Source organism: Janibacter terrae (assembly GCF_039636765.1).
In the GTDB taxonomy this organism is placed as follows: domain Bacteria; phylum Actinomycetota; class Actinomycetes; order Actinomycetales; family Dermatophilaceae; genus Janibacter; species Janibacter terrae.
Genome location: NZ_CP144167.1, coordinates 633,184 through 660,134, shown reverse-complemented (window position 1 = coordinate 660,134; position 26,951 = coordinate 633,184). Strand labels below are relative to the sequence as shown.

The window sequence follows — 26,951 nt, the reverse complement described above, 5'->3', positions numbered from 1 at the left end:
GGGCCCGTGCGCCCATCGTCCCGACGCCCTTCCCCCCGTGCGACCGCCGTCACCATGGCGACGCTCGTGCTGGGCCTGGCGGCGTGCGGCTCGGGCCAGGAGGCCCCACCGACGACGGTAACCGTCACGACCTCCGCCGACGGCGCGGAGGCCCTCGACCAGCCGGAGCAGCAGCAGATCGACGCCGCCACCGCGCGCCGCGCGCTGCCGACGATCAAGGACGCGCCAGGCGGCTTCGCCACGTGGACGACCAAGCTCACCGAGGGCGGGCAGACCTACGACCCGCAGGTGTGCGCGCACATCACCCTCGACGGCCCGCAGGAGCGCAAGTTCCGCGACGCCCACCGCAAGGTCCGCGAGTACAGCCGCTTCACCAGCCCGCGCTCCGTCACCGACGAGTCGGTGACGACGATCGTCGAGTCCTACGACGAGCCCTACCCCCTCGAGTTCTTCGACCAGGCCGGCCAGTACCTCGCCGAGTGCGCCTCGTACACGACGACGCCTGACGACGGCGGCTCCTCGACGACCCGCACGACGCGCGCGATCAGCACCCCGAGCGTCGGCGACCGCTCCTTCGCCGTGCGCCTCACCTTCGGCGCGGGCGGGGAGGGGATCTCGGTCGACCGCCTCTACGTGCGCAGCGGCCACAACCTCGTCACCGTCTGGTACATCAAGGGCGGGGAGCCCTACGACGGCGCCGCCATGACGAAGTACGCAGAGAAGACCCTCGCCGAGCTGAAGAAGACGACATGACCTCTCGCACCCGAGCCACCCCCTTCGCGCTCGCGGCCGTCGCCGCCCTCGCCCTGACCGCCTGCGGCGGCGACGCCCCGCCGGCCGCCTCGGTCACCTCGGGCGAGGTGACCCCGAGCAGCAGCGCCACGACGGTCGAGGAGCTCACCGCGCCGGAGCAGCAGCAGCTCACCGCGGCGGAGATCAAGCGGGCGCTGCCGACGCGTGAGGAGGCCCCGCGGGGCTTCGTCCAGGACACCAGCGGGTTCGACACTCGCCGGGCGAGCCAGCGCCGGGCCGACCCGCAGGCCTGCCTGGCCGTCTTCCTCGACACCCCGCAGATGCGCACCTGGAAGTCGGAGCACCTCGCCGACGGCGAGGGCGTGCGCTACACGCGCAACAGCGGCGAGGACGACTCGGTCGGCCAGCCGAGCATCTCCGTCGCGGTCTACAGCTACGACGAGGCCTTCCCGACGCGCTTCCTCGACGAGGCCGGTGCGGCCCTCGCCGACTGCGCGACCTTCCGCACGGCCGTCTCGCCCGGCTCCGAGATGAGCGACTGGTCCGCGACCAACATCCAGACGCCGGTCCTCGGCGAGCAGAGCCTCGGGGTGCGGGCGGGCTCGCGCGAGCTCGACTCCGCGATCGACTACCTCTGGGTGCGCAGCGGCCACAACCTCGTCCACGTGCGCATGCTCACCGGGTTCCGCGCGGACAACTCGGACATCCTCCAGGAGTACGCCGAGGGCGTCCTCGACGACCTCGCGTGAGCCGACGACGAGCCCGACGACGAGCCGGACGACAGGGGAGCAGACATGGGGACACCACGCACCGTCCGAGGGATCGGCCTGGTCGCCGCCCTCGCCGTCGTCACCGCCGGGTGCGTCCCCGGCCTCGGCGGCGAGGACCCGGCGAGCTCGACCCCGCCGCCGGTCGGCCACGGCCGGCTGAGCGAGGAGCAGGCCGCGTCGGTGCTGCCGGGCGACGACCAGATGCCGTCCGGGTTCCGCCGCGACACCGTCGAGCAGGAGACGAGTGGCGACGACCCCCAGGCGACGGCCTACCCCGCCACCTGCCTCGACGTGCGCCTCGCCGGTGACGTCGGCAAGGACCTGCGCACGCACCGCACGGCCCGCGCCAAGCGCGCCTGGGCCGGGGAGGTCGGAGGGTCGCTGACGGTGACCGTCTCGAGCCACGACGTCGCCGTCCCGACGCAGCTCTTCGACGACGCCGGCGCCGCGCAGGGGGAGTGCGCCACCTTCCAGCTCATCGACGAGTCCGGCACGTCCTCGTGGAAGCTCAGCCCCGTGACCTTCCCGCCGCTCGGTGAGCGGACCTACTCCATGCGCGTCGAGTCGACGACCGAGGGCGATGTCTTCAAGGGAGGCGTCGTGCAGGTCGCCGGCATCTCCGTCGGCCACAACCTCGTCCACGTCGTCTACGCGGCCGGCCCCGGCTCGAGGTACGACTCGCGGGTCGTCGAGACGGTGGCCCGCACGACCGTCGACAACCTCGAGGCCCTGTGAGACGCCCCCTTCGCCCCGCCGTGGCGCTCGCCGCGCTCACCCTCGTCCTCCCCGGCTGCGGCCTCGTCGACGACCCGCAGCCCGCGGAGGACCTCGGGACGCTCACGGGGGCCGGTCGACCGCTGGACGAAGGGGGCCTGCGCAGCGTCCTCCCGTCCCCCGGCGACCTCGGCGACGGGTGGGGCGAGGACCCGGCCGGCACGCTCTTCGAGACGCGGGCCGCCGAGGTCACCCCGTCCTCGTGCGCCCCGCTCGTGCTCAAGGGGCCCGGCTGGGACGAGGTGCAGCAGACCAGCCGCGGGCGGGCCCAGGCCAACTTCGCCGCGAGCGACAACCAGCCCCCGCCGGGCACGCAGCGCCGCCACGTCGCGGTGTGGGCCTACTCCTACGACGAGCCGTACCCGGTGCGGCTCTTCGACGAGGCGGGCGCCGAGGTCGCGGACTGCTCGCAGTTCAGCATCGTGCAGCGCGACACCGGCAACAGCAGCGCGTACGAGGCCGACGCGCTGACCTTCCCCGCGCTCGGCGACCGCACCCTCGCCCTGCGGCTCACGATCCACCAGACGATGGAGACGCTCACCATGGACTTCGTCGCCGTCAAGGTCGGTCACAACACCTTCACGGTCGTGAACGGCACGTACAACGGCACCCCCGACACCGCGCTCACCGAGCGCACCGCCCGCGCGACCCTCGACGGGCTCGAGGAGGCGTCGTGAGGATCCTGCCCGCGACCGTCGCCGCGCTCACCTGCCTGGTGCTCTCGGGGTGCGTGACCCCCTTCGCCCCCGAGCGGACGCCCACCGCACCGTCCACGACGTCGACCTCGCCCGTGCCGCCACCCGACCCCGGGCTCGAGCGGGCCGGCCGCGAGCTCACCCGCGACGAGGCCGAGGCCGCGCTGCCCCCGCTGCCGAAGGGCGCGACCGAGCAGCCCTCCGACACCGGCGCCGAGCAGCGCACCTCCGACCCGGCCGAGTGCGTCGACGTCCTGCGCCTCGGCTGGCACTACCGCAACCTGCGGCAGCAGCGGGCGAGCCAGGCCAACCTCAGCTGGTCCGAGGGCACGGGCGACGCCCTGCGCACCATGTCGGTCAGCATCACCTCGGTGACGCGCCCGGTCGGCCCCGGCATCCTCACCGCGGCGGGCGAGGCGGCGGGCGGCTGCGCCACCTTCTCGCTCTACGGCCGGGACGAGCTCGGTGACTTCGACCTGCGGCTGCTCACCGAGCCACGCACCATCTCCCCGGTCGGCGAGCAGGCCTTCGCGGTGCGGGTGACGACCTTCGACCGCGTGGGCGGGAAGACCACCCGGGTCCACATCGACCAGATGAGCTACCGCGTCGGCCACAACCTCGTGACGGTCCAGCAGGTCGGCACCGACGAGTCCCTGACGATGGAGCCCGTCGAGCAGCTGGCCGCCGACGTCCTCGCCCGTCTCGAGCAGTAGCCGCGTCACCCGCACGCGTGCCGGCAGCGGGCGACCTAGAGTGGCGACGTGACCATCCGCGTAGCCCTCGAGCACCGCACCTCCTACGAGTTCTCCGAGCCGGTCCGGGTCTACCCGCACACCATCCGGCTCCGGCCGGCCCCGCACTCGCGCACGCCGATCCCGAGCTACTCCCTGCGCATCGAGCCCGAGGGCCACTTCCTCAACTGGCAGCAGGACCCCTTCGGCAACTGGCTCGCGCGCGTCGTCTTCCCCGAGCCGGTCGCCCGGCTCGAGATCACCGTCGACCTCGTCGCGGACATGACGGTCATCAACCCCTTCGACTTCTTCGTCGAGGACTGGGCGGCGACCTACCCCTTCGCCTACCCGGAGCAGCTGCGCAACGACCTCGCGCCGTACCTCACCCCGGTGGACGACGGGGGCGAAGGGAGCGGACCGGCGCCCGGGGTGAGCGCCTGGCTGGAGGAGCGGCTGCCGTCGCTGCTCACCGCCCCGCGGGACGCGGCTGCCGGGGAGGGCACGCGGATCGTCGACTTCGTCGTCGCGCTCAACCGCGCGATCCGGGAGAGCGTCGACTACACCGTGCGTCTCGAGCCGGGCGTGCAGACGCCGCAGCACACGCTCGACCGGGGCATCGGCTCCTGCCGCGACAGCGCCTGGCTGCTCGTCTCCGCGCTGCGCCAGCTCGGGCTCGCGGCGCGCTTCGTCTCGGGCTACCTCGTGCAGCTGACCGCCGACCTGAGCGCCGTCGGCGACGACAGCCTCAACGGCCCCGCGCAGGACTTCACCGACCTGCACGCGTGGGCGGAGGTCTACATCCCCGGCGCCGGCTGGGTCGGGCTCGACGCGACCTCCGGCCTGCTCTGCGGCGAGGGGCACATCCCGCTCTCGTGCACCCCGCACCCGACCTCCGCGGCGCCGATCAGCGGCGCGACGGCACCGACCGACGTCACCTTCGGCTTCAGCAACACCGTGACCCGGATCGCCGAGGACCCTCGCGTCACCAGGCCGGTCTCCGAGGACGACTGGGCGCGGATCAACGCGCTCGGCGCGGCCGTCGACGGCCTGCTCGCCGACGGTGACGTGCGCCTGACGATGGGCGGCGAGCCGACCTTCGTCGCGGCCGGCGGCACCAAGGACCCGCAGTGGCACACCGCCGCCGACGGCGAGGAGAAGCGACAGCTCGCCATGGCCCTCGCCCGCCGCCTGTCGGGGCCGGGCACGCTGCGCCACCACGGCCAGGGCAAGTGGTACCCGGGCGAGCCGCTCCCGCGCTGGCAGATCGCACTGGCCTCCCGGGCCGACGGGGAGCCCCTGTGGCGCGATCCCGACCTGCTCGACGACCCGTGGGGGCCGACCCGCGAGTCGTCCGACGCCCCCGAGGCCGTGGGGGCCGCGCGCGACCTGGCCCTCGGCATCGCCCGCCGGCTCGGCGTCCCGCCGGAGCAGCTCGTCCCGGCCGTGGAGGACCCGCTCCAGCGGCTCGTGCTCGAGGCCCGCCGCCCGGACGGCGCGGCGCCGACCCCCGGTGACCTCGCGCCCGACGCCGAGGAGGTCTCCGACGAGGCCCGGCGCGCGGCCGCCCTCGCGGCCGTCGACACCGCGGCCGACCCGGACACCCCGACCGCGTGGGTCCTGCCGATCTTCCCCGCGCCCGACGGCGAGGGCTGGGCGACGACGACCTGGCGCACCCGGCGCGGCTTCCTCGCCCTGGTGCCCGGCGACTCCCCCGCCGGCCTGCGGCTGCCGCTGTCCTCGATCTCGTGGACGGAGGGGCCGACGACACCGGAGCGCTCCCCCTTCGAGCCCCGCGGAGCGCTGCCCGCGCTCGACCCGGCCGCGCTGGAGCCGGTCGACGTCCCGCCCGCCCGCGTCCTGCCGATCGACGAGGCGCCGCGCACGGCGCTCGCCGTGCAGCACCGCGAGGGCCACCTCTTCGTCTTCCTGCCGCCCGTCGAGGCCTTCGAGGACGCGCTCGAGATCGTCAGCGCGGTCGAGGGCGCGGCCGCTGAGGTCGGACACCCGGTCGTGCTCGAGGGCTACCCCCTGCCCGGTGACGACCGGGTCCGCACGATGTCGGTGACGCCCGACCCCGGCGTCATCGAGGTCAACGTGACCCCGACCGCCTCGTGGCCCGAGCTCGTCGAGCAGACCGAGGGCCTCTACGAGCACGCCCGCCAGATCCATCTGTCGACGGAGAAGTTCGACCTCGACGGCTCGCACACCGGCACCGGCGGCGGCAACCACCTGACGCTCGGCGGCCCGACCGCGGCCGACAGCCCGATGCTGCGCCGCCCCGACCTGCTGCGCTCGCTCGTCACCTACTGGCAGCACCACCCGGCCCTCAGCTACCTCTTCTCCGGGCGCTTCATCGGCCCGACCTCGCAGGCGCCACGCGTCGACGAGGGGCGGGCGGACACGCTCTACGAGCTCGAGATCGCCTTCGCGCAGCTCGAGCACGTCATCGCGATGGAGCACGACGAGAGTGCGATCACCGACCCGCTCGACGAGGACCACCGGGCCAGGCGCGGCACCCGCCCCTGGCTCGCCGACCGGCTGCTGCGCCACCTGCTCACCGACATCACGGGCAACACGCACCGGGCCGAGTTCTGCATCGACAAGCTCTTCGCCCCCGGCACGGAGCGCGGGCGTCTCGGGCTGCTCGAGATGCGCGGCTTCGAGATGCCGCCGCACCCGCGGATGGCGCTGCTCCAGGCGCTCCTCGTGCGCTCGCTCGTCGCCCGCTTCTGGGTTGAGCCGTACACCGCGCCCCTCGTCCACTGGGGCACGCGGCTGCACGACCGGTACCTGCTTCCGGCCTTCGTCGCCGCCGACCTGCGCGATGTCATCGACGACGTCAACCGCTACCTCGAGCGTGTCGGCGCCGGACGGATCGACCCGGCGTGGTTCGACGCCTTCCTCGAGTTCCGCTTCCCGCGGCTCGGCGACACGGTCATCTCCGGAGTAGAGCTCGAGCTGCGCACGGCGATCGAGCCGTGGCACGTGCTCGGCGAGGAGGTCAGCCAGTTCGGCACCGCCCGATACGTCGACTCCTCGGTCGAGAAGGTCCAGGTCCGCGCCGTCGGCCTCGTCGAGGGCCGGCACGTCGTCACGTGCAACGGCGTCCCCGTGCCCATGGTCCCCGTCGCCGAGCAGGGCTGGGGCGGACCCGTCGGGGCGAAGGGGAGCACCGGCGCCTTCGTCGGTGGCGTCCGCTACCGGGCCTGGGCGCCGCCGTCGGCGCTGCACCCGACGATCGGCGTCCACGGGCCGCTCGTCTTCGACCTCGTCGACCGGTGGGCCGGCCGCTCGCTCGGTGGGTTCACCTACCACGTGACCCACCCGGGCGGCGTCGCCTACGACTCCTTCCCGGTCAACGCGGCGTCGGCCGAGTCCCGGCGCGCGGCGCGCTTCGTCACCGACGGCCACACCCCCGGGCCGGTCGACGTGTCGGCCCTGCCGGACCCGAGAGCGGGCTTCGGCCCGGCCGTCACGGACTTCCCCGTGACGCTCGACCTGCGGCGCTTCCCCGGGACGGACCACGCCCCCGGCACGGAGGACGAGTTCTCGACGTCCACGCCGGAGGCAGCCGACGCCGGCATGCCTCCCGCGGACGGCGCGCCGGTGGTGGAGACGAGCGCCGAGGGCGCCGTGCAGCGGACGGTCGGGGGCTGACCCGCTCGCTCGGGGTGGCTCGCTAGCCGCCCACCACGAGGTGCTGGTGGCCGTCCACGAGCTCACGCACGATGTCGAGGTGTCCGGCGTGCACCGCTGTCTCGGTCAGCACGCGGAAGACGACCTCGCGCCCGTCGGACATGGGGGGCCCGCCGAAGACCTCCGCCGGCGGCCACCAGCGCGGCGGGGCGTCGAGGTCGGCCGTCGCGAGGACCTCGTCGCTGCAGGCGATGCGGTGCCGGTAGAGCTCGACGGCCTCGGCGCCCGTCATGGGCCCGGCCGCCCAGCCGTCGCGCAGGGCGGCGATCGCGGTGGGGTCGGCACCGAGCACAGCCGAGATCCAGAACATCTCGTCGTCGAGGGCGAGATGGTTGAGCAGCCGGGTCACGGTCCAGCCGGAGGGGGCGGCGGCGCGGCCCATGGCGGGCTCGTCGAGGCCGTCGACGGCCCGCAGCACGTGGGTGCGCTCGGTCGCGAGGTGGGTCAGCAGGTGGGCGTCGTCCATGGGCCTAGCGTGGACCGAGCCCGGTCCGCCCGTCGAGCAGCTCGCGGGCGATGTCGAGGTGCCCGGCGTGCCGCGCGGTCTCCTCGACCAGGTGCAGGACCACGTCGCGGACGTCGGTGACGGGCGTCGGCAGGTCCGGTCGGCGCACACCGGGGGGCCGGTCGTCGAGGGCCAGCCCCTCGAGGACGAGGTCGGTCTGCGCGCACTGGTCCCGGTAGAAGGTGAGGACGTCATCGACCTCGCGGTCGGACACGAACCCCGACGGTTCCTCGCCGGTCTCCTCCTCGCCGGCCTCCGCCGCGTGCGGACGGGGCCGCGGTGGCACGCGGCCGCCGAGCACGACCTGCCCCCAGAGGCGCTCGGCCCCGCCGAGGTGCTCCAGGAGTCCGAGCGGGGTCCACCCGCTCGGGACGACCGAGCTGCGCCACGAGGCCTCGTCGAGGTCGGAGACGATCGCCAGGACGCTGGCCCGCTGCGCCCCGAGAGCGGCCAGGAGCCCGTCGCGCTCGGGGGACGCCGGGCCGGTCACGGGCGCTGCACCGGCGCGTAGGCCGGCCGCAGCGCGGCCCAGCGCTGCGACCAGGACCCGGGCACACGGCCGTCGAGGACTGCCCGCAGGTCCTCGAGGTGCGCCTGCCACCCGGCGCCGTGGTCGGGTGCCTGCTCGACGGGGATCCCCCGCTCCTCGACGACGAGGCGCGTGCCCCCGTCCTGGGCGCTCAGCACGGCCTCGATGGTGGTCTCGTCGGCAGCACCGGGCTCCATGGTGAGCAGCAGGCGGTGCGGTGCCTCGCAGACCTCGACCCGACCGCCACCGTCCCACCCGCTGGTGAAGGAGGCGCGGAAGAGACCGCCCGGTCGCAGGTCCCCCTCGACGCTCGCGACCCACCGGCCCAGCCGCGCGGGCTCGGTGATCGCGTCCCACAGGTCGTCGATGTCCGTGTCGTACACGTCCTCGACGTGGACGACCGGCACGCCGTCGGCCACCCACACCTCACCCAGCAGCCCGCTCCTGCCCATCGGTGCCATCACTCGCTCCTTCGTCGCTCTCGTCGGCCACGCGCCACCTCGGTGTGCAGTGCCTGCATCCGGTGCTCCCAGTCCTGCCGGCGCTGCTCGAGCCAGTCACCGACCTCGACGAGCCCGTCGGGGCGCAACCGGTAGATCCGGCGCTGCCCCTCGCGGCGGACGTCGACGATCCCCGCCTCGCGCAGCACCGACAGGTGGCGCGAGACCCCAGGTTGGGCGATCGGGACGAGTGCGCCGAGCTCGCCCGCGGCCGCCTCGCCGGCAGTGAGCGCCTCGACGATGACCCGCCGGTGCGGGTCGGCCAAGGCGTGCAGCACGGCGTCCATGGGTCATAGCATACACAAATCGATATATATCGTGTTGGACATTCAGATGCATTGCGCACAACTCAATTGCGTGCAATGCTCATCGGGTGCAGACGAACCAGCAGCTCGACCACCAGGTCTGCTTCGCGCTCTACTCGGCGTCGCGGGCGGCCACGTCGGCCTACCGCGAGGCCCTCGCGGAGCTGGGCCTGACGTACACCCAGTACGTCACGCTGCTCGCCCTGTGGGAGCGCGACGCCCAGGCGGTGTCCGAGCTGGGCGAGGCGCTGCGTCTCGACAGCGGGACGCTCTCCCCCCTCCTCGGGCGCCTGTCGGCGAGCGGTCTCGTCGAGCGCCGGCGCACCGGCCCCGACGCCCGTCGCGTGACGGTCCACCTCACCCCGGCCGGGCGCGCGCTCGAGTCCCGGGTCGCCGAGGTCCAGCGCCGTCTGTACGACGCCGTGGACATGGAGCCGGAGGAGCTGGCCACCCTGCGCGAGCTCGCCCAGCGCTTCTGCGAGTCCGCAGCACGCCTCGACCACCCCACCACCGAAGGAGCACGATGAAGACCATCTACACCGCAGAGGCCCTCGCCACCGGCGCCGGTCGGGACGGCCACGGCCGCACCTCGGACGGCCGGCTCGACCTCGACCTCGCCATCCCGCAGGAGATGGGCGGCTCCGGAGAGGGCACCAACCCCGAGCAGCTCTTCGCCGTCGGCTACGCGGCGTGCTTCCACTCCGCGCTGCAGCTCGTCGCCCGCCAGGCGAAGGCCGACGTCACCGACTCCTCCGTCGGCTCCCGGGTGCACATCGGCCCGACCGACGCCGGCGGATTCCAGCTGGCCGTCGAGCTCGAGGTCACCCTGCCGCACCTCGACACCGAGACCGCCCAGCAGCTCGCCGACCGGGCCCACGAGGTCTGCCCCTACTCCAACGCCACCCGCGGCAACATCGACGTGACCGTCACGGTCACCCAGGACTGAGGCCCATGAGCGACATCCCCACCACCACCCGGCAGATCGTCCTCGCCTCGCGCCCCACCGGCGCTCCGACGAGCGACAACTTCCGCCTCGAGGACGTCGACCTGCCCGAGCTCGCCGAGGGCCAGGTCCTCGTGCGCAACGTCGTCATGTCCGTCGACCCGTACATGCGCGGCCGGATGAACGACGTGAAGTCCTACGTCGCCCCCTTCCGCGTCGACGCCCCGCTCGACGGCGGCGCCGTCGGCCAGGTCATCGCCTCGCGCTCCCCCGACGTCGTCGTGGGGCAGCACGTCCTGCACGGCTCCGGCTGGCGGGAGCACGCGGTCCTGCCGAGCGGGTCCGTCACGGTCGTCGACACCGACAGGGCCCCCGCGTCCGCCTACCTCGGCGTCCTCGGGATGCCGGGCCTCACCGCCTACGTCGGTCTCACCGCGGTCGCCGAGATGCGCGAGGGGGACACCGTCTTCGTCTCCGGCGCGGCCGGGGCCGTGGGACAGCTGGCGGGCCAGATCGCCAAGGCGCTCGGCGCCGGGCGCGTCGTCGGCTCCGCCGGCTCGGACGACAAGGTCGCCCGCGTCCTCGAGCTCGGCTACGACGAGGCCTTCAACTACAAGACGGCGCCCGTCAGCGAGGGGCTGCTCGCCGCGGCTCCCGACGGCATTGACGTGTACTTCGACAATGTCGGCGGTGACCACCTCGAGGCGGCGATCTCCTCCCTTCGCCTGCACGGGCGGGTGGCCCTGTGCGGCGCGATCTCGCAGTACAACGCGACCGACCCCACCCCCGGGCCGCGCAACCTCATGCAGGCGATCGGCAAGGGGCTGACCCTGCGCGGCTTCATCGTCGGTCAGTACCCCCGGCTCGCCGGCGAGTACCGCGAGCGCGCCGCCGGCTGGCTCGCGGAGGGACGGCTGCAGGCCGACGAGACCTTCCGCGACGGCCTGGACGCCGCGCCGCAGGCCTTCATGGACCTGCTCGAGGGCGCCAACACCGGCAAGATGCTCGTCCGCCTCTGATGTCCACCTCGCTCATGTGGTTCCGCCGGGACCTGCGGCTGCGCGACCACCCGGCGCTGCACGAGGCCGCCTCCCGCGGGCCGGTGCTGCCGCTCTTCGTCGTCGACCCGTCGATGTGGGGGCCGGCCGGCCGCGCGAAGGCCGCCTGGCTGGCCGCCACCCTCCGCGCGCTCGACGCGTCCCTCGACGGGCGGCTCGTCATCCGCCTCGGCGACCCGGCCGACGTCGTGCCGCGCGTCGCCCGCGAGGTGGGAGCGACCTCGGTGCACGTGAGCCGGGAGAGCGAGCCGGGCGGCGTCGAGCGCGACCGTCGGGTCGTCGCGGCGCTGCGCGAGCTGGGGGTCGAAGGGGTCGCCACCGGTTCGCCCTACGCCGTCGACCCCGGCTCCGTGAGGACGAAGGGGCTTACCCCCTTCAAGGTCTTCACCCCCTTCGCCGCGGCCTGGCGCGAGCACGGCTGGGACGAGCCGCTGGACGCCCCGCGCGGTGTCGAGTGGGTCGAGGCCGACGACGACGGTCGCGTCGCGGCGATGCTCGACCGGGCCGAGCGCGAGTGCCCGATCGACCTGCCCGCGGCGGGGGAGGACGCCGCCCGGCGCCGCTGGGAGCGCTTCCGCGACGGGGCCCTGGCCGACTACGCCCACGACCGCGACCTGCCGGCCGTGGAGGGGACCTCGCGCATGTCCGCCGACCTCCACCTCGGGGTGGTCCACCCCCGCCAGCTCCTGGCCGACCTGCGCGGTGCGCGCGGAGACGGGGCCGAGACCTACCGCACGGAGCTCGCGTGGCGGGAGTTCTACGCCGACGTGCTGTGGGCCAACCCGGACTCGGCCCACGAGGACCTGCGGCCGCTCCCCCTTCGCTACGCCGAGCCGCAGGACGCGATCGAGGCCTGGCGCGAGGGCCGTACCGGCTACCCGATCGTCGACGCCGGGATGCGGCAGCTGCTCGGGGAGGGCTGGATGCACAACCGGGTACGGATGGTGACGGCGAGCTTCCTCACCAAGGACCTGCACGTGTGGTGGCCGCTCGGCGCGCAGCACTTCCTCGACCACCTGCTCGACGGGGACCTCGCGTCCAACAACCACGGCTGGCAGTGGGTCGCCGGCACCGGGACGGACGCGTCGCCGTACTTCCGGGTCTTCAACCCCGTGACCCAGGGCAAGCGCTTCGACCCCGACGGCGAGTACGTGCGCCGGTGGGTGCCGGAGCTCGCCCACCTCGGGGGCGCGGCCGCGCACGAGCCGTGGAAGCACGACTCCGGGTACGCCCACGGCTACCCGGAGCGGGTCGTCGACCACGCCGAGGAGCGCCTCGAGGCTCTCGCCCGCTACGACGCGGCGACCTGACGCGCGACGGTCGTCGTCACCCGCGTCAGGCTGGGCGTGACCGGCGTCGAGCTGAACCCGAACCGCGGCGCCGGGCGCACCGGGGCGAGCCCGCCGAGGTCCGCGCCCTCCCAGGTGCCGGTCAGGGAGGTCACGTGGTGCTGGTCGTGCGCGCCGTAGTACTCGCGCCGCCCCCCTCCGGCGCTGCCCACCGTCCGCACCCCCGGCAGGAGTCGCCGCGCGACCGGGTCGGCGAGGTGGGCGAAGACGCGGCTGCGGCCCACCCTCTCGGGCAGGGGTCGCAGCAGCCGGCCGACCTGCGTGCGGGTGCCCAGCCCCAGGCGGCAGGCCAGCGGTCCCGCGTCGAGCTGCCAGGTGTCCCCGCCGACGCCCAGCACCACCGGGCAGAGCCGGACCTCGTCGAAGGTGTAGGTCGCGGCGACGTACTCCGCGACGGCCCGGTCCGGCGCGAGCAGGACCCGGCGGTCGTCCGCAGTCGCGACCATCACGTCGGTGAAGGAGCCGAGCGGCGAGGTCGACCAGTCACCGATGACCAGACGCAGCCCGCTGCTGCTCCCGGCGCCGAGGATCCGCCCGCGGAAGCGGTCGAGCACCAGCGCGTCCACGCGCTCAGCCCGCCGTGACGCGGGCGAGGGTGAGCGAGAAGTCCCCGGCGTCGTCGGTCCACGTCGCCGCCGTCTCGAAGCCGTGGCCGGCCAGCTCGCCACCCAGCGCGGCGAGGTCGAACTTGCGGGAGATCTCGGTGCGCAGGTGCTCCCCCTCCGGCAGGTGCCAGGTGCGCCCGATGGCGGTGAAGTCCGCGGTGACGTCCCGCACCGCCCGCAGGCGCATCTCGATGCGCGAGGAGTCCTCGTCCCACGCCGCCTCGTGGACGAGGTCGGCCCGGTCGAGCCCGGTGACGGGGGTGGTGCCGGTGATGACGTCGACGAGGTTGAGGTTGAACTGCGCCGTGACCCCGGCCGCGTCGTCGTAGGCCGCGACGAGACGCTCGCGGTCCTTGACGAGGTCGGCGCCGAGGAGCAGGTGGTCCCCCGGGTCGAGGGCAGCGTGGACCATCCGGAGGAAGACCGCGCGCTCATCCTCCTCGAAGTTGCCGATCGTCCCGCCGAGGAAGGCGAGCAGCCGCCCGCCGGGCTCGCCGGACAGGGGTGGCAGGCGGTGGAAGTCGGCGACGGCCGGCTCGACCCGCAGGCTCGGGTAGTCCGACCGGAGCCGGTCCGCGGCCTCCAGGAGCACCTCCTTGCTGATGTCGAGCGGCGCGTACAGCGCGCTGCGGCCGCCGGCCGTCAGGGCATCGAGCAGCTCGCGCGTCTTGGTCGCGGTCCCGGCGCCCAGCTCGTGCAGGCTCCGCGCGTCGGTGAGCGCGACGATCTCGGTGCTGCGCCGGCGCAGGATCTCGTGCTCGGCCCGGGTCGGGTAGTACTCGGGCAGTGCGGTGATCTCGTCGAAGAGACGGCTGCCGCGCTCGTCGTAGAACCAGCGCGGCGGCAGCGTCGGCGGGTCCGCCCACAGCCCGGCGCGCAGGTCGGCCTCGAGCTCCTCGCGGCTCATCGGGCGAGGCGCAGTCCGGAGAAGGCCCAGCGTGAGGCGGCGGGGAAGAAGTTGCGGTAGGTCGTGCGCGGGTGGTCGGGCGGGGTGATCGCCGACGCGCCGCGCAGGACGTGCTGGTCGTTCATGAACTTGCCGTTGTACTCGCCGACCGCACCCGGCGCCGTCTCGAAGCCGGGGTAGGGCACGTACGCGCTCGCCGTCCACTCCCAGACGTCGCCGACGGTCACCTCGGCCGCGCGAAGGGGGTGGCAGCGCTCCGGGTCGAGCAGCCCCCCGCGCACCTCGCGCCCGCTCGCGGCCCGCGCCTCCCACTCCTGCTCGGTGGGCAGGCGGTGGCCGGCCCAGCGGGCGAACGCGTCGGCCTCGAAGAAGGAGACGTGGCACACCGGCTCGGCGGCGACCACCGGTCGACGGCCGGAGAGGGTGAAGGTGGTCCACCCCCCGTCGTCGTCCTCGCGCCAGTAGCCCGGCGCGCGCCACCCGGCGGCCTGCACGCTCGCCCACCCGTCGGAGAGCCACAGGTCGGGGCGCGCGTAGCCGCCGTCGCCGATGAACTCGAGCCACTCGGCGTTGGTGACCTGACGGGCGCCGATCTCGACGTCCTCGAGCCACACCCGGTGGCGCGGGCGCTCGTTGTCGAAGGCGAAGCCCGCACCGTCGTCACCGACGTGGGTCACCCCGCCCGGGACGTGGGTCCAGCGCAGCGGGTCGGGGGCGGTCGCCGGGTCCGCGTCCGGGGCCCGCTCGACGTAGACCGGTTGCAGGACATTGCCCGACAGCAGGTGCTTGAGGTCCATGAGGAGCAGCTCCTGGTGCTGCTCCTCGTGGTGGCAGCCGAGCTCGACGAGGGCGACCTGCGCCTCCTCGAGCGTGCCCGCCTCGAGCCGCTCGGCCACCTGCTGCTCGACATCGGCCCGGTAGGCCGCGACCTCCGCGACGCCGGGGCGGGTCACGTGGCCACGGGCGGCGCGGGGGTGCCGCTCGCCCACCGCCTCGTAGTAGCTGTTGAAGAGGTACCGGAAGGCAGGGTCGCGCGGCCGGTAGCCGGGATCGGCGCCGAGGACGAACTCCTCGAAGAACCACGTCGTGTGGGCGCGGTGCCACTTCGCCGGGCTCGCCTCGGTCATCGACTGCGGGGTCTGGTCCTCGGGGCTGAGGTCACGGGTCAGCCGGTCGGTCCGCTCACGGACGCTGCGGAAGCGTTCGAGCAGCGACGTGACGTCTGCGCGTGGGGCGGTCGTGGTCATGCTGTCCTCCATGCGACGGGGGTTGACGACCACCGCCGGGCACCGGGAGATGTGGAGCTTCGGACAGGGACGACGCTACGCCAGACCCCCGACAGGCGCCCGCTCAGAGGGAGACGGTCCCGCTGTCGCCGAGGTCGGGCCGGCTGTCGCTGACGAGGCCCTTGGCCATCTGCACGACCGTCGCGATGCTGCCGGGCGTGGCCCAGTAGCGGGCGGTCTCCGCGGTCACCGTGAGCAGGGTGTTGGCGGGGTTGTCGGCGTCGCCCTCCATGAAGGCGCCGGCCGAGGGGTCCCACAGCCGCTCGAGCAGCTCGCGGTCGTCGTTGCGGGCGGCCGTGCCGCTCAGGCTGACCCAGCCGTCGTCGCTCGAGTAGGTGACGTTGACCTGCGGGTTGGCGGCGATCGCGTGCATCTTGTCCGAGTCGGCCTCGGTGATGAAGTGGACCGTCCCCGGGTCGTCGAGGTCCTGCGTGCCCATCGGCACGGAGACCAGTCGTCCGCCCTCGACGTAGGTGAGGACGGCGATCCTGGTGTCCTCCATGATCTTGGTGACGGTGTCGATCTCGTCTGCGGCCATCGTGGCTCCTCGGGTCGTCGTGCGGTGGGTCCCTAGGCCATACCCACCCGGCACCGCGCGACACGTCCTGGCGAGGCTTGGCCTCAGAACCAGCGCCGCACCGTCGCGACGTAGTCGCCGTACCTCGACCCGAAGGTCGCGAGCATCGCCGCCTCCTCCTCGGGGATCTGGAGGAGGTCGATCACCCCGACGAAGACCGCGACCGGGAGGAGCGCGAGCAGGTCACGCCGATGGATGGCGTGCCCCGTGAGCAGGAGGGCGTCCCCGAGGTAGATCGGGTTGCGTGAGTGCCTGAAGATGCCATCGCGCACGAGCGCGGTCGCCCCCTCGGGGTGCATGGGGTCGAGCGTGGTCCCGGCCGATCGGATCTGCCGGATGCCGGCGCCCATGAGGGCGACACCCGCGACGGCGACCGCCGCACCGAGCGCGGACGTGCCGGGGGACGTCGAGCCGCGCGCCAGCACCCGCTGCGCGGCGAGCGATGCCAGCCCGACCACGGGGGGTGAGCGGAGGATCGACGGGATGGCCATGCACCCAACGGTAGTGAGGTGCGGTGGCCGGGGACACCCCCTTCGACCTGGTCCTGCCCGCCGCCCCTCGCCGAGAAGCGGGCGATGGCCGCTATCGCGCCTGGATAGCAGCCATCGCCCACGTCTCGAAGGGGGGTCAGGTCGGGCGCGTGGCCGGAGCGTTCTTCGTGGTCATCTCCGGGTCGCGCTCGATGTGGCCCTCGAGGGCCTCGTCGATCGCGACCATGGCCTCCGGGGAGAGGGTGACGCCCGAGGCGGCGACGTTCTCCTCGACCTGCTCGGGGCGCGAGGCGCCGATGATCGCGGCGGCGACGTTGGGGTTCTGCAGCACCCAGGCGACGGCGAGCTGGGCCATCGACAGGCCCGCCTCGTCGGCGATCGGGCGCAGCTGCTGCACGGCGGTCAGCAGCGCCTCGTCGCCCACGCGGCCGGCGATCGGCTTGCCCGCCTCCTCGTGGGTGGCGCGCGAGCCGGCGGGCGGGGCCTGACCGGGCTGGTACTTGCCGGTGAGTATGCCCTGGGCGATGGGGCTCCAGACGATCTGCGAGAGCCCGAGCTCCTCGCAGGTCGGGACGACGCGGTCCTCGATGACCCGCCAGATCATCGAGTACTGCGGCTGGCTGGAGATGAGCCGGATGCCGAGCTGCTGCGCGAGCGCGTGCCCCTCGCGGATCTGCTCGGCGGTCCACTCGCTGACGCCGATGTAGAGCGCCTTGCCCTGCCGGACGACGTCGGCGAAGGCCTGCATCGTCTCCTCGAGCGGGGTCTCCGTGTCGAAGCGGTGCGCCTGGTAGAGGTCGACGTAGTCGGTCTGCAGCCGCCGCAGCGAGCCGTCGATCGACTCGCGGATGTGCTTGGCCGAGAGGCCGGAGTCGTTGGGCCCGCCGGGACCGGTCGGCCAGTAGACCTTGGTGAGGATCTCGAGCGACTCGCGCCGCTCGCCCTTGAGTGCCTCGCCGAGGACGCTCTCCGCCTTGGTGTTGGCGTAGACGTCGGCGGTGTCGAAGGTGGTGATGCCGTGGTCGAGCGCGGCCCGCACGCAGGCGGTGGCCGCGTCGGCCTCGACCTGCGACCCGTGGGTCAGCCAGTTGCCGTAGGCGATCTCACTGATCTTGAGACCGCTGTTGCCGAGGTATCGGTGCTCCATGGGGCTCACGCTAGTGCCCGCGCACCCCGACCGTCGTCCCGTCAGGGGGTGACGTTGAGGCGACCGAGCACGGTCGCGGCGAGGTCGGCGTCGCCGGTCACCTCGACCGCCGCCTCCTCCGGGGTGATGCGACCGCCGGTGAGGAGGAGCCAGGTGGCGTCGTCCATCTCGAGGGCGACGTCGCTCCCTTCGCTCGGGTCGAAGGGGGCCGCCCTCCCGTCCTCGCCCACCCGGGCCGCGAGCACCCGCCCCTGCGGTCCGGTGATCGTCGCGACCACCGACGTGCCGACGGGCAGGCGGCGCAGCGTCGTCGGGAAGACCTTCGTCATCAGGCCGGCGACGTGGGCGGCACCGACGCCGGTCGTCGTCATCGGCCGCCCGGTCGCGCGGCGGATGTCCTGCTCGTGGACCCACAGGTCGATCGGGCGATTGCGCAGGAGGGTGCGCAGGTCCCAGCCGAGGTCACCGACGATGCCGGGCGCCGGGGTGCCCGGGTCCGACTGGTCGAGGGCGGCGAGGACCTCGCGGCGCGCGACGCAGGCGGTCTCGAACTCGTCGAGCAGCGTTGCGGCAGAGCGCTCCCGGCGGGCGGCCACGCCCACCCCGGTGAGGTCGGTCGGCATCGGTTGGTTGGCGCCCGACTCCACCGCGACGCGGCCGCCCTCGGGCTGGTCCATGCCCGCCGCCTCGGACTCGAGGTGCGCGAGGTGGGCGAGCACGTCCTTGACGGTCCACCCCGGCAGGGCCGGCCGGTCCCAGTCATCGTCGCCGAGCTCGCGCAGGACGGCGAGCAGGTCGCGGGCAGTCTCGTCCCACAAGGCCAAGGGGTCCGGTCGCGTCATGCTGGTCAGCGTAGGGCGAGGTCGTGGGGAGCGCTCCCCATCGCCCCGCGGCTGCTGCCGGACCTAACGTGTGCCGAGGACGTCGGAGAGACATCGAGGGGAACAGATGAGCCAGACCGTGAGCCACGGCAGCAACGCCGAGCGCCTGGACGACATCGCCGGCAACCTCCAGAGCCAGAGCCACCGGGTCGACGACATCGCCGAGCGAGGTACGGCGATGGTGCACGTGCTCGAGGACGCGTGGCAGGGCGGCGACCTGGAGCGCTTCTGCCACGAGTGGACGGCGGCGCGGCAGCAGGTCGCCCAGGCCGCTCAGACCCTGCAGCAGGCCGTGGACCGCCTGCGCGCCGAGGCCGACCAGCAGCGCCGCACGAGCGACGACGGCGGCCCGGACCGGGGCGTCGGTGGGTCCCGTGAGCCGGTGAGCCCGGACAACAACGACGCGCGTGACGGGTTCGGCAGCTGGCTGCGCCGGCTCTTCGGCGACGACCCGTGGAGCGGCACGCAGGACCCGGGAGCAGGCCAGGGCCAGCTGCCCGAGGGTGCCGACCCGGACGACCCGATGATCCAGGAGATGCAGGCGACGCCGCAGGGTCGCGCCACCCTCGACTGGATGGCGCGCAACGGCATCGAGATCATCGTCGACCCCAACCAGCAGGGCGCGATCTACGACGCAGGGCTGAACGCGATGGTCATCGGGCCCGGGTACGACAACTCGTCGACGATCATCCACGAGGCCAGCCACGCGCGGTGGGACGCAGAGGACCGCCCGGTCGATGCCACGGAGGTCCCGCGGGACGAGTACCTCGACAACCGTCTGCGCGACGAGACCGAGGCCGTGGCGACCGAGGTCAGCTACGCGAAGCAGCAGCGCGAGGCCGGGGTGGACGTGCCGGTCAGCAGGGCCGAGCAGGACTACGACGCCGCGCGCCAGAGCGCCATCGACGCGGGCAAGTCCCCCGAGGAGGCCGACCAGGCGGGCCAGGACGCCATCTACGAGCTCTTCACCAGTGGCTACTACACGACGTCCAACACGGGTCAGACCTACCCCGAGTACTACGGGTCCCACTGGGACTCGGTGAACTGACGAGGAACCGCTCGAAGATGGGTAGCGTCGAAGGACCATGGAGCTGATGTCACGACCTCGACCCCTGCGGCACGTCTGGGCCATGACCGCCGCGGCCCTCTGCCTCGTGCCCGTGTCGGCATGCGCTGGGGACACCACGACCGACCCGAGCACGACCCAGGCACCGACCCGGAGCACGACAACAGGAGGCAAGGACATGCAGGAAGAGATCGCCACGACCCTGGAGGCGACCAGCCCGACGATCGCGCGGACCGTCCGGGCCGACACCACGAGCGTCTCCCCCATCGAGGCAGCCGCCCTCGGGGACTGGCAGGTCGTCGACGTCCTGCCGAGCGGTGGGGGTCACCCGCAGCGGTGGTTCATGGGGATCAAGGACTCCGGTCGTGAGGTCGTCGTCCTGAGCGGCTTCCCCGAGCGCTGGGAGCAGGTGATCGAGGGGGCCCGCGTGACCAGCGCGGACGAGGCGGAGGAGCTCGCCGCCGTCCACGCCGACGCCACGCGGGACATGACGAAGGGCTACGCGCGCCTGTCCTCCGTCGACGACATCCGGTTCGTCCCCACGCCCTCCGAGGAGGAGACGGCCCGGATCGAGGCCGTCCGCCGTGACCACGCCGATGACATCTCCGCCGCCACGGTGACGGGCGACGGGCCGTGGATCGTGGAGCTGTGGACGGTGACCGACGGCGACCTGGTGCGGCACGACGTGACCGTGGGGACGGACGGGGCGATCACCGATGCCACCGAGGTCGTGGAGGCCGACCTGCCGGTCCCCGAGACGGTCTGAGGAACGAGCGGCTGGCACGATCAGGGGATGACCGACTCCGAGGGATCCCCCCTTCGTACCGTGCTGCTCGGGTGCGGCGACCTCGGCATCCGCGTCGGGACCGCCCTGCTGGCCGGCGGCCACGAGGTGACCGGTGTGCGGCGCAACGTCGCCGCGCTGCCGGAGGGCTTCCACGGCGTCGCCGCCGACCTCGCCTCCGGGGACGTCCCGGACCTGCCCGCGGACCTGCTCGTCATCTCCCTCACCCCCGACCGCCGGGACGAAGGGGGGTACCGCCGCGCCTACCTCGACGGGGTCCGCGGTGGGCTGGACGCCGTGCTGCGCGCCGGGATGCCGCGGCGAGCGGTGCTCGTGTCGTCGACGAGCGTGTACGGCGACCTCGAGGGCGACCTCGACGAGACGACTCCCGTTGCGCCGCAAGCGGATCGACCCAAGATCCTGCTCGAGTCCGAGGCCCTCTTCCGCGCGGCGCTCCCCCACGGGAGCATCCTGCGGTTCAGCGGGCTCTACGGCGCCCCCGGCAACCGGCTCGTGCGCATGACCCGCGAGGGCCACAACGCCGACCCCGGCCGCTGGACCAACCGCCTCCACCGCGAGGACGCGGCCGCCGCAATCACCCACCTCCTGACGATGGCCGCGGAGCCGAGCGACCTCTACGTCGGGACCGACGACGAGCCGGCCCTGGCCGGGGACGTGCGGGACTTCGTCGCCGACGAGCTCGGGGTGCCGCGCCCGGCGCCGACCGGGGTCGAGGAGCCGCACGGACGGCGGATGCTCAACACGCGGTTGCGGTCGAGCGGGCTGGAGCTGCGGTACCCGACGTACCGGGAGGGGTACCGGGCGCAACTGCTGCTCGACCGCTGATCCTGCATTTGTAGGCTGCGGCCATGGATCTGCAGGAGATGCTCGACCGGGCCGGGACCGGCACCCTCCACGTCGAGGAGGGCTGGGGCCAGGGACGGGCCACCTACGGCGGCCTCGTCGCCGGGCTGGCCCTCGCCGCGCTGCGTGCGCAGCTGCCGGACGCCCCGCCGCTGCGGCACCTCATGGTCAGCTTCGTCGCGCCGCTGGCGCCGGGGAGCGCCCGGGCCGAGGTGACGACGCTGCGTCGCGGCAAGAACGCCACCCAGGCGCAGGCGCACGTGGTGCAGGATGGCCAGGTCGTCGCGGCTGTGCTCGCCGCCTTCGGTCGGGAGCGCGAGTCCACGATCTCGGTGCCGCACGAGAGCGGCGCGATGCCGACGCTGCCCGCGCCGGAGACGATCGAGCCCTTCCCGCACGTCCCCGGCGCGTCGCCCGACTTCTTCCAGCACGTCGAGATGCGGTTGGCCGACGGCGGCTTCCCGTACACGGGCGTCGACACCTCGCACCTGCACGGCTTCATGCGCTTCCGGGAGGCGCCGCCGGTCTTCGACGAACGGCACTTCGTCAGCCTCGCCGACGCGTGGCCGCCCGCGGTCATCCAGATGCTGTCGCAGCCGGCCCCCGGCAGCAGCCTGACCTGGTCGCTCGAGATCACCGACGACGTCGCGGCCGAGCCCGACACCCACTGGGCCTACGCCGTGCGCACCGACCGCGCCGAGGGTGGCTACGCCCACACGGACGCGCGGATCTGGCACCCGGACGGGCGCCTCGTCGCGATCAGCCGGCAGACGGTGGCCGTCTTCGGCTGAGCGGCGCGGTCACGCCGGGACCACCGACGACACGACGAAGGAGCGCGACCCGTGGGTCGCGCTCCTTCGTCGTGCGGCGTGGGGTCAGCGGTTGCGGCCGCTGCTGCTGGAGCTGAAGGCCACGACGCTGCCGCCGCGGCTGCCACCCTGGCGGGCGGACCCGCCGCCCTGGCCACCGGAGCGACGCTGGCCGCCCGAGGCGCCGCGCGACTGACCGCCGCCGGAGCCGCCACGGCCCTGGCCGGAGCCGCCGCCGTTGCGGTTGCGCCCGGCACCGCCGCGCTCACCGCGCTGACGCTGGCCGTCCTGACCGCCCTGGCCGCTGCGGGACTGGCCGCCACGGCCACCACCGCGGGAGCCCCCCTTCGCCCCGCCCTGCTGCTGCGGGACGTCGGCGACGAAGCCACCGGGGAAGGTCCGCTCGCCCGGGGCCAGCTCCGCGAGGAGCTCGTGCCCGACGGCGACGCGGGTGGTGGTGGGCTTGATGCCGGCCTTGCGGGTGAGGTCGCGGACGTCGCGGACCTGCTCGTCCGTCATCAGCGTGACGACGGTGCCCTCGGCACCGGCGCGGGCCGTGCGACCGGAGCGGTGCAGGTAGGCCTTGTGCTCGACCGGCGGGTCGGCGTGGATGACGAGCGAGACGTCGTCGACGTGGATGCCGCGGGCGGCGATGTCGGTCGCGACGAGGGTCTGCGCGCTGCCGGAGTGGAAGGCCTCCATCGTCCGGGTGCGTGCGCCCTGGCTGAGGTTGCCGTGCAGCTCGACCGCGGGGACACCGGCGGCGTTGAGCTGGCGGGCCATCTTCTTGGCGCGGTGCTTGGTGCGGGTGAAGACGACCTTGCGACCCGGCGCGGCGACGAGGTCGGTGAGGACCGGGAGGTGGTCGTCGTTCCTGATGTGCAGGACGTGGTGGGTCATCTTCGCGACCGGCGACTGCGCCGAGTCGGCCTCGTGGGTGACCGGCTGCTCGAGGTAGCGCTTGACGATCTGGTTGATCGCGCCGTCGAGGGTCGCGGAGAAGAGCATCCGCTGGCTGCCGCGCGGGGTCTTGTCGAGGATGCGCTTGACGCCCGGCAGGAAGCCGAGGTCGGCCATGTGGTCGGCCTCGTCGAGGATCGTGATCTCGATCCCGGAGAGGTCGACGTGGCCCTGCTGCATGAGGTCCTCGAGACGCCCCGGGCAGGCGACGACGACGTCGACGCCGCGGGCGATGGCCTGGACCTGCGGGTTCTGGCCGACCCCGCCGAAGACGGTGCGGCTGCGCATGCCCAGGACGGAGGCGAAGGGAGCCAGCACGTCGTCGATCTGCGTCGCCAGCTCACGGGTCGGCACGAGGATCAGGGCGCGGGGGCGCTTGGCCTGGGGGCGCCGGTTGGCCTCGGCCAGGCGGGCGAGCATCGGCAGGACGAAGGCCAGGGTCTTGCCCGATCCGGTGCGGCCGCGGCCAAGGACGTCCCGGCCGGCGAGGGAGTCCGGCAACGTCGCTGCCTGGATCGGGCTGGGGATGGTGATGCCGTCCTGCTCGAGGATCGAGGTCAGGGCGGTGGGCACGCCGAGGTCGGCGAAGGTGTTGGTCACGAAGGGTGCTCCAGACGGAGTCATGATGCTTCGGTTCTGCCCGGCGCGGGAGCCAGCCTGCGGCAACGCAGGGGACGATCGCGGCGCGATGGCATCGGTGCAATCAAAGAAGCAGCTCGCTGCAGAACTGGGCGGCTGCTGTGTCGAGTGTAGCGGGCGAAGGGGGGCGGTCCTGACCACGGGGTGGCCGGACGGTTGTGTGTTCAAGTGGTAGCTGAGGGGACCGGCGCATGCTCAGAGGGCGCTGCCGGCATGAGGGACTACCGGTTCAACGCACAACCTGACCAGTCATGCAGCTGCGGTTCAGCTACGACCCGACGAGGCGAGCTGACACCCCCTTCGACCGAGCTCAGGGTGACCACATGACGCACCGGACCCGCCCCGTCCCCGACCACACCTCCGAGCTGACCGCCCTGCGCGCGAGGCTCTACTCACCGGAGCTGAGCCCGCTCGAGGCAGCCGGGATGCTCGCCGCCGTGGAGCTGCTCCGCCGGCACGAGCAGGGCAGCTTCGAGATCTGCCAGAACCCGAGCAGCGTCGCGCTCGTGCGGCTGTGCCTCGGGCGGCGCTTCGAGCTCGTGCACGACGAGGACGAGGAGTGCACCTGCTGCTGCCACGACTGACGTCGACAGCCAGCCACAGTTCGTCGCGATGGGCGGTCGATCAGATGACGCCCTGGGCCACCATCGCGTCGGCGACCTTGATGTAGCCGGCGAGGTTGGCGCCGGCGACGTAGTCACCCGGGCTGTCGAACTCCTCGGCGGTGGCCACGCAGTTGGTGTGGATGTCGCGCATGATCTCCTCGAGGCGCAGCTCGGTCTCCTCGAAGCCCCAGGAGTCGCGGCTGGCGTTCTGCTGCATCTCCAGGGCGGAGGTGGCGACGCCGCCGGCGTTGGAGGCCTTGCCCGGGGCGTAGAGGACCTCGGACGCGCGGAAGGCCTCGATCGCACCCGGCACGCAGGGCATGTTGGCCCCCTCGGCGACGAGCTTGACGCCGTTCTTGATCAGCGTCGCGGCGTGCTCCTCGGAGAGCTCGTTCTGCGTCGCGCACGGCAGGGCGACGTCGCACGGCACGTCCCAGATGGTGCCGTCGGCGATGTGGCGGGCGGACCCCCCCTTCGCCTCCGCGTAGTCCGTGAGGCGACCGCGCTGGCGCTCCTTGATCTCCTGCAGGAGGCCGAGGTCGATGCCGCCCTCGTCGACGACGTAGCCGCCGGAGTCGGAGACGGCGATGACCGTGCCGCCGAGCTGGTGCACCTTCTCGACCGCGTAGATGGCGACATTGCCGGAGCCCGAGACGACGACCCGCTTGCCCTCGAGCGAGTCGTCCTTGACCGCGAGCATCTCCTGCGCGAAGAACACCGTCCCGTAGCCGGTCGCCTCGGTGCGCACCTGCGAGCCGCCCCACGACAGGCCCTTGCCCGTGAGGACACCGGACTCGTAGGTGTTGGTGATCCGCTTGTACTGGCCGAAGAGGTAGCCGAGCTCGCGTCCGCCCACACCGATGTCGCCGGCCGGGACGTCCGTGTACTCGCCGATGTGGCGGTACAGCTCGGTCATGAAGGACTGGCAGAACCGCATGATCTCCTGGTCGGAGCGGCCCTTGGGGTCGAAGTCCGACCCGCCCTTGCCGCCGCCGATCGGCATGCCGGTCAGCGAGTTCTTGAAGACCTGCTCGAAGCCGAGGAACTTGATGATCGACAGGTTGACGCTCGGGTGGAAGCGCAGCCCGCCCTTGTACGGGCCGAGCGCGGAGTTGAACTCCACGCGGAAGCCGCGGTTGATCTGCACGTCGCCGGAGTCGGTCACCCACGGCACGCGGAAGATGATCTGACGCTCCGGCTCGACGATCCGCTTGAGGATCGACCACTGCGCGTACTCGTCGACGCGGCCGGCGATCGGGCTCAGCGACTGCATGACCTCGTAGACGGCCTGGTGGAACTCCTTCTCACCCGGGTTGCGGGCGATCACCTCGTCGAAGTGGGCCTGGAAGTTCGGGTGCAGCGCGGAAGCGGTCATGCGGGCTCCTCGAGAGGCGGGCGTGGGTCTGACCTCACGTTAGCCGGGCAGGCACGAGGGGGCCGCAGGCGTTCTGCAGGTGAGAAGGGGTCCGTGGCAGGGTTGGGGCATGAGCACCCAGGTGAGTCGCCAGTCCGGCCCGGACCGCTTCGAGATCACGAGCGAGGGGAAGGTGGCCGGGTTCGCGCAGTTCGCCGACCACGACGGGCGCCGGGTCTTCTTCCACACCGAGATCGACGAGGAGTTCGGCGGGCAGGGGCTGGCCGGCATCGTCGTCGAACGGGCCGTCGCGGCCACCCGCGAGGAAGGTCTGACCGTCGTCCCCGTCTGCCCCTACGTCAAGAAGTGGCTCGGCAAGCACCCCGAGCACGGCGACATCACCTCGCAGCCCACCCCGGCGGACCTCGCCGCGATCGACGCGTGAGGGTCGCGACCTTCAACGTCAACGGCATCCGGGCGGCGCAGCGAAGGGGGTTCGAGACCTGGCTCGCCGAGCGCCGGCCCGACGTCGTCGCCCTGCAGGAGGTCCGCTGCCCACCCGAGCAGCTGCCGAGCGGGGTCTTCGGTGACCACCATCTGGCCTACGAGCCGGGCCACATCGCCGGCCGCAACGGCGTCGCCGTCCTCACCCGCACCCGTCCGTCGGCCGTGCGCACCTGGGACGGGGAGGTCCTGATGCGCGCCCCCGGCGAGGAGCACCTGCACACCGAGCCCTCCCCGCCCGGCACGATGGCGCGCGGGTTGTCCCCCTTCGCCTCGGAAGGGCGGTACATCGAGGTCGACATCGATGACACAGGGGACGCACCTCCGCTGACGGTTGCCTCGCTCTACCTGCCGAAGGGGGGCCTGCCCGCCCACCTGCAGAAGCCCGGCGGGCGCGAGGTCCCCGACGGCGGCGCGAGGTACCAGCGCAAGATGCGCTTCCTCGCCTCCTTCGCCCGACAGCTCGACCGCTCCCGCAAGGCGGCCCGCGCCGCCGGTCGGGAGTTCCTGCTCCTCGGCGACCTCAACATCGCGCACACGCCCCAGGACCTCACCAACTGGCGCAGCAGCAGCAGGTCAGAGGGGTTCCTGCCCGAGGAGCGCGAGTGGTTCTCCTCGATCGTCTCGCCGCGCACCCTCGTCGACGTCGTCCGCGCGCAGCACCCCGACGCGTCCGGCCCGATGTCGTGGTGGTCGTGGATGGGCGGGGCCTTCGACCGGGACACCGGCTGGCGGATCGACTACCACCTGGCGACGCCCGGCCTGGCCCGGCGAGCCGTGACCGCCGGGACCGACCGCCCGGCGAGCGGTCCCGAGCGGGTGAGCGACCACGCCGCGGTCGTCGTGGACTACGCGGACTGACCC

Annotated in this window: 30 protein-coding genes; 17 read left to right on the top strand and 13 right to left on the bottom strand. The window is 73.2% G+C overall.

The window, feature by feature from the left end; all coding sequences use genetic code 11:
* Positions 1-54 precede the first annotated feature (54 nt).
* From V3C34_RS03320 to V3C34_RS03295, 6 genes are read left to right on the top strand one after another with little or no spacing between them, the layout of a single operon-like run.
* On the top strand, positions 55-753 hold the full coding sequence (locus V3C34_RS03320; RefSeq protein WP_346008061.1) for a hypothetical protein: 699 nt from the start codon (positions 55-57) through the stop codon (positions 751-753).
* Entirely contained in the window at positions 750-1,502 is a 753-nt protein-coding gene (locus V3C34_RS03315) for a hypothetical protein (protein ID WP_346008060.1), read from the top strand. The genes V3C34_RS03320 and V3C34_RS03315 overlap by 4 nt, the downstream gene beginning before the upstream one ends.
* Before the next feature lie 45 nt (positions 1,503-1,547).
* A complete protein-coding gene (locus V3C34_RS03310; RefSeq protein ID WP_068327152.1) occupies positions 1,548-2,258 on the top strand; it encodes a hypothetical protein in 711 nt (236 codons plus the stop codon).
* Positions 2,255-2,974, top strand: coding sequence for a hypothetical protein (locus V3C34_RS03305; protein WP_346008059.1), 720 nt, complete (start codon positions 2,255-2,257; stop codon positions 2,972-2,974). Before V3C34_RS03310 ends, V3C34_RS03305 begins: the two co-directional genes overlap by 4 nt.
* Positions 2,971-3,705 carry a hypothetical protein gene (locus V3C34_RS03300; protein ID WP_345913564.1) on the top strand — a complete coding sequence of 245 codons (735 nt, stop codon included), beginning with the start codon at positions 2,971-2,973 and terminating at the stop codon, positions 3,703-3,705. Before V3C34_RS03305 ends, V3C34_RS03300 begins: the two co-directional genes overlap by 4 nt.
* Before the next feature lie 48 nt (positions 3,706-3,753).
* Positions 3,754-7,380 (top strand): transglutaminase family protein, encoded by a 3,627-nt coding sequence (locus tag V3C34_RS03295; RefSeq protein ID WP_346008058.1) that lies wholly within the window; start codon positions 3,754-3,756, stop codon positions 7,378-7,380.
* 22 nt (positions 7,381-7,402) lie between these two features.
* On the opposite strand, the gene V3C34_RS03290 is transcribed toward V3C34_RS03295, so the two are convergent.
* From V3C34_RS03290 to V3C34_RS03275, 4 genes are read right to left on the bottom strand one after another with little or no spacing between them, the layout of a single operon-like run.
* Positions 7,403-7,885 (bottom strand): DUF664 domain-containing protein, encoded by a 483-nt coding sequence (locus tag V3C34_RS03290; protein WP_346008057.1) that lies wholly within the window; start codon positions 7,883-7,885, stop codon positions 7,403-7,405.
* Between the two features lie 4 nt (positions 7,886-7,889).
* Complete coding sequence (locus tag V3C34_RS03285; protein ID WP_346008056.1) at positions 7,890-8,414, bottom strand: DinB family protein; 525 nt, start codon at positions 8,412-8,414, stop codon at positions 7,890-7,892.
* A complete protein-coding gene (locus V3C34_RS03280; RefSeq protein ID WP_338538991.1) occupies positions 8,411-8,914 on the bottom strand; it encodes an SRPBCC family protein in 504 nt (167 codons plus the stop codon). Before V3C34_RS03280 ends, V3C34_RS03285 begins: the two co-directional genes overlap by 4 nt.
* A complete protein-coding gene (locus tag V3C34_RS03275) occupies positions 8,914-9,240 on the bottom strand; it encodes a metalloregulator ArsR/SmtB family transcription factor (RefSeq protein WP_346008055.1) in 327 nt (108 codons plus the stop codon). Before V3C34_RS03275 ends, V3C34_RS03280 begins: the two co-directional genes overlap by 1 nt.
* 86 nt (positions 9,241-9,326) lie before the next feature.
* Between V3C34_RS03275 and V3C34_RS03270 the strand changes: the two genes are divergently transcribed.
* The 4 genes from V3C34_RS03270 to V3C34_RS03255 are packed head-to-tail and all read left to right on the top strand — an operon-like array spanning position 9,327 to position 12,569.
* Positions 9,327-9,785 (top strand): MarR family winged helix-turn-helix transcriptional regulator, encoded by a 459-nt coding sequence (locus tag V3C34_RS03270; RefSeq protein ID WP_068327173.1) that lies wholly within the window; start codon positions 9,327-9,329, stop codon positions 9,783-9,785.
* On the top strand, positions 9,782-10,204 hold the full coding sequence (locus V3C34_RS03265; protein WP_068327176.1) for an organic hydroperoxide resistance protein: 423 nt from the start codon (positions 9,782-9,784) through the stop codon (positions 10,202-10,204). The genes V3C34_RS03270 and V3C34_RS03265 overlap by 4 nt, the downstream gene beginning before the upstream one ends.
* A gap of 5 nt (positions 10,205-10,209) precedes the next feature.
* Positions 10,210-11,220, top strand: a complete 1,011-nt coding sequence (locus tag V3C34_RS03260) for an NADP-dependent oxidoreductase (protein ID WP_338538992.1) — start codon at positions 10,210-10,212, stop codon at positions 11,218-11,220.
* On the top strand, positions 11,220-12,569 hold the full coding sequence (locus tag V3C34_RS03255) for a deoxyribodipyrimidine photo-lyase (RefSeq protein ID WP_346008054.1): 1,350 nt from the start codon (positions 11,220-11,222) through the stop codon (positions 12,567-12,569). Before V3C34_RS03260 ends, V3C34_RS03255 begins: the two co-directional genes overlap by 1 nt.
* Here V3C34_RS03255 and V3C34_RS03250 read toward each other — a convergent pair.
* The 7 genes from V3C34_RS03250 to V3C34_RS03220 form a co-directional block, all read right to left on the bottom strand.
* Positions 12,551-13,174, bottom strand: coding sequence for a hypothetical protein (locus V3C34_RS03250; protein WP_346008053.1), 624 nt, complete (start codon positions 13,172-13,174; stop codon positions 12,551-12,553). The genes V3C34_RS03255 and V3C34_RS03250 overlap by 19 nt on opposite strands.
* A gap of 4 nt (positions 13,175-13,178) precedes the next feature.
* Positions 13,179-14,120, bottom strand: a complete 942-nt coding sequence (egtD, locus tag V3C34_RS03245; protein WP_346008052.1) for an L-histidine N(alpha)-methyltransferase — start codon at positions 14,118-14,120, stop codon at positions 13,179-13,181.
* A complete protein-coding gene (egtB, locus tag V3C34_RS03240) occupies positions 14,117-15,367 on the bottom strand; it encodes an ergothioneine biosynthesis protein EgtB (protein WP_346008051.1) in 1,251 nt (416 codons plus the stop codon). Before egtB ends, egtD begins: the two co-directional genes overlap by 4 nt.
* Before the next feature lie 103 nt (positions 15,368-15,470).
* Positions 15,471-15,944 carry a pyridoxamine 5'-phosphate oxidase family protein gene (locus V3C34_RS03235; protein ID WP_068327187.1) on the bottom strand — a complete coding sequence of 158 codons (474 nt, stop codon included), beginning with the start codon at positions 15,942-15,944 and terminating at the stop codon, positions 15,471-15,473.
* An 83-nt stretch (positions 15,945-16,027) separates the two neighbouring features.
* Entirely contained in the window at positions 16,028-16,474 is a 447-nt protein-coding gene (locus tag V3C34_RS03230; RefSeq protein ID WP_346008050.1) for an isoprenylcysteine carboxylmethyltransferase family protein, read from the bottom strand.
* Positions 16,475-16,610: 136 nt separating this feature from the next.
* Positions 16,611-17,621 (bottom strand): aldo/keto reductase family protein, encoded by a 1,011-nt coding sequence (locus V3C34_RS03225; RefSeq protein WP_068425076.1) that lies wholly within the window; start codon positions 17,619-17,621, stop codon positions 16,611-16,613.
* Between the two features lie 41 nt (positions 17,622-17,662).
* A complete protein-coding gene (locus tag V3C34_RS03220; RefSeq protein WP_346008049.1) occupies positions 17,663-18,463 on the bottom strand; it encodes a maleylpyruvate isomerase family mycothiol-dependent enzyme in 801 nt (266 codons plus the stop codon).
* 106 nt (positions 18,464-18,569) lie between these two features.
* Between V3C34_RS03220 and V3C34_RS03215 the strand changes: the two genes are divergently transcribed.
* The 4 genes from V3C34_RS03215 to V3C34_RS03200 all read left to right on the top strand — a co-directional run bounded on the left by V3C34_RS03215 (position 18,570) and on the right by V3C34_RS03200 (position 22,007).
* Positions 18,570-19,550: a hypothetical protein gene (locus V3C34_RS03215; RefSeq protein ID WP_346008048.1), complete on the top strand. Its 981-nt coding sequence runs from the start codon at positions 18,570-18,572 to the stop codon at positions 19,548-19,550.
* Positions 19,551-19,746: 196 nt separating this feature from the next.
* Positions 19,747-20,334: a hypothetical protein gene (locus V3C34_RS03210; RefSeq protein WP_346008047.1), complete on the top strand. Its 588-nt coding sequence runs from the start codon at positions 19,747-19,749 to the stop codon at positions 20,332-20,334.
* Positions 20,335-20,361: 27 nt separating this feature from the next.
* Positions 20,362-21,198, top strand: coding sequence for an SDR family NAD(P)-dependent oxidoreductase (locus V3C34_RS03205; protein WP_346008046.1), 837 nt, complete (start codon positions 20,362-20,364; stop codon positions 21,196-21,198).
* A gap of 23 nt (positions 21,199-21,221) precedes the next feature.
* Positions 21,222-22,007 carry a thioesterase family protein gene (locus V3C34_RS03200; protein WP_346008045.1) on the top strand — a complete coding sequence of 262 codons (786 nt, stop codon included), beginning with the start codon at positions 21,222-21,224 and terminating at the stop codon, positions 22,005-22,007.
* An 84-nt stretch (positions 22,008-22,091) separates the two neighbouring features.
* Here the strand turns inward: V3C34_RS03200 and V3C34_RS03195 are convergent, their stop codons facing one another.
* Positions 22,092-23,609, bottom strand: a complete 1,518-nt coding sequence (locus tag V3C34_RS03195) for a DEAD/DEAH box helicase (RefSeq protein WP_428832198.1) — start codon at positions 23,607-23,609, stop codon at positions 22,092-22,094.
* 338 nt (positions 23,610-23,947) lie between these two features.
* Here V3C34_RS03195 and V3C34_RS03190 point away from each other — a divergent pair, with 338 nt between their 5' ends.
* Positions 23,948-24,208, top strand: coding sequence for a hypothetical protein (locus tag V3C34_RS03190; protein WP_346008043.1), 261 nt, complete (start codon positions 23,948-23,950; stop codon positions 24,206-24,208).
* A gap of 40 nt (positions 24,209-24,248) precedes the next feature.
* Here the strand turns inward: V3C34_RS03190 and gdhA are convergent, their stop codons facing one another.
* Positions 24,249-25,604: an NADP-specific glutamate dehydrogenase gene (gene gdhA / locus V3C34_RS03185; protein WP_345913528.1), complete on the bottom strand. Its 1,356-nt coding sequence runs from the start codon at positions 25,602-25,604 to the stop codon at positions 24,249-24,251.
* A 109-nt stretch (positions 25,605-25,713) separates the two neighbouring features.
* Between gdhA and V3C34_RS03180 the strand changes: the two genes are divergently transcribed.
* Positions 25,714-26,028 (top strand): GNAT family N-acetyltransferase, encoded by a 315-nt coding sequence (locus V3C34_RS03180; protein WP_068425096.1) that lies wholly within the window; start codon positions 25,714-25,716, stop codon positions 26,026-26,028.
* A complete protein-coding gene (locus V3C34_RS03175) occupies positions 26,025-26,948 on the top strand; it encodes an exodeoxyribonuclease III (RefSeq protein WP_068425099.1) in 924 nt (307 codons plus the stop codon). Before V3C34_RS03180 ends, V3C34_RS03175 begins: the two co-directional genes overlap by 4 nt.
* Positions 26,949-26,951 lie beyond the last annotated feature (3 nt).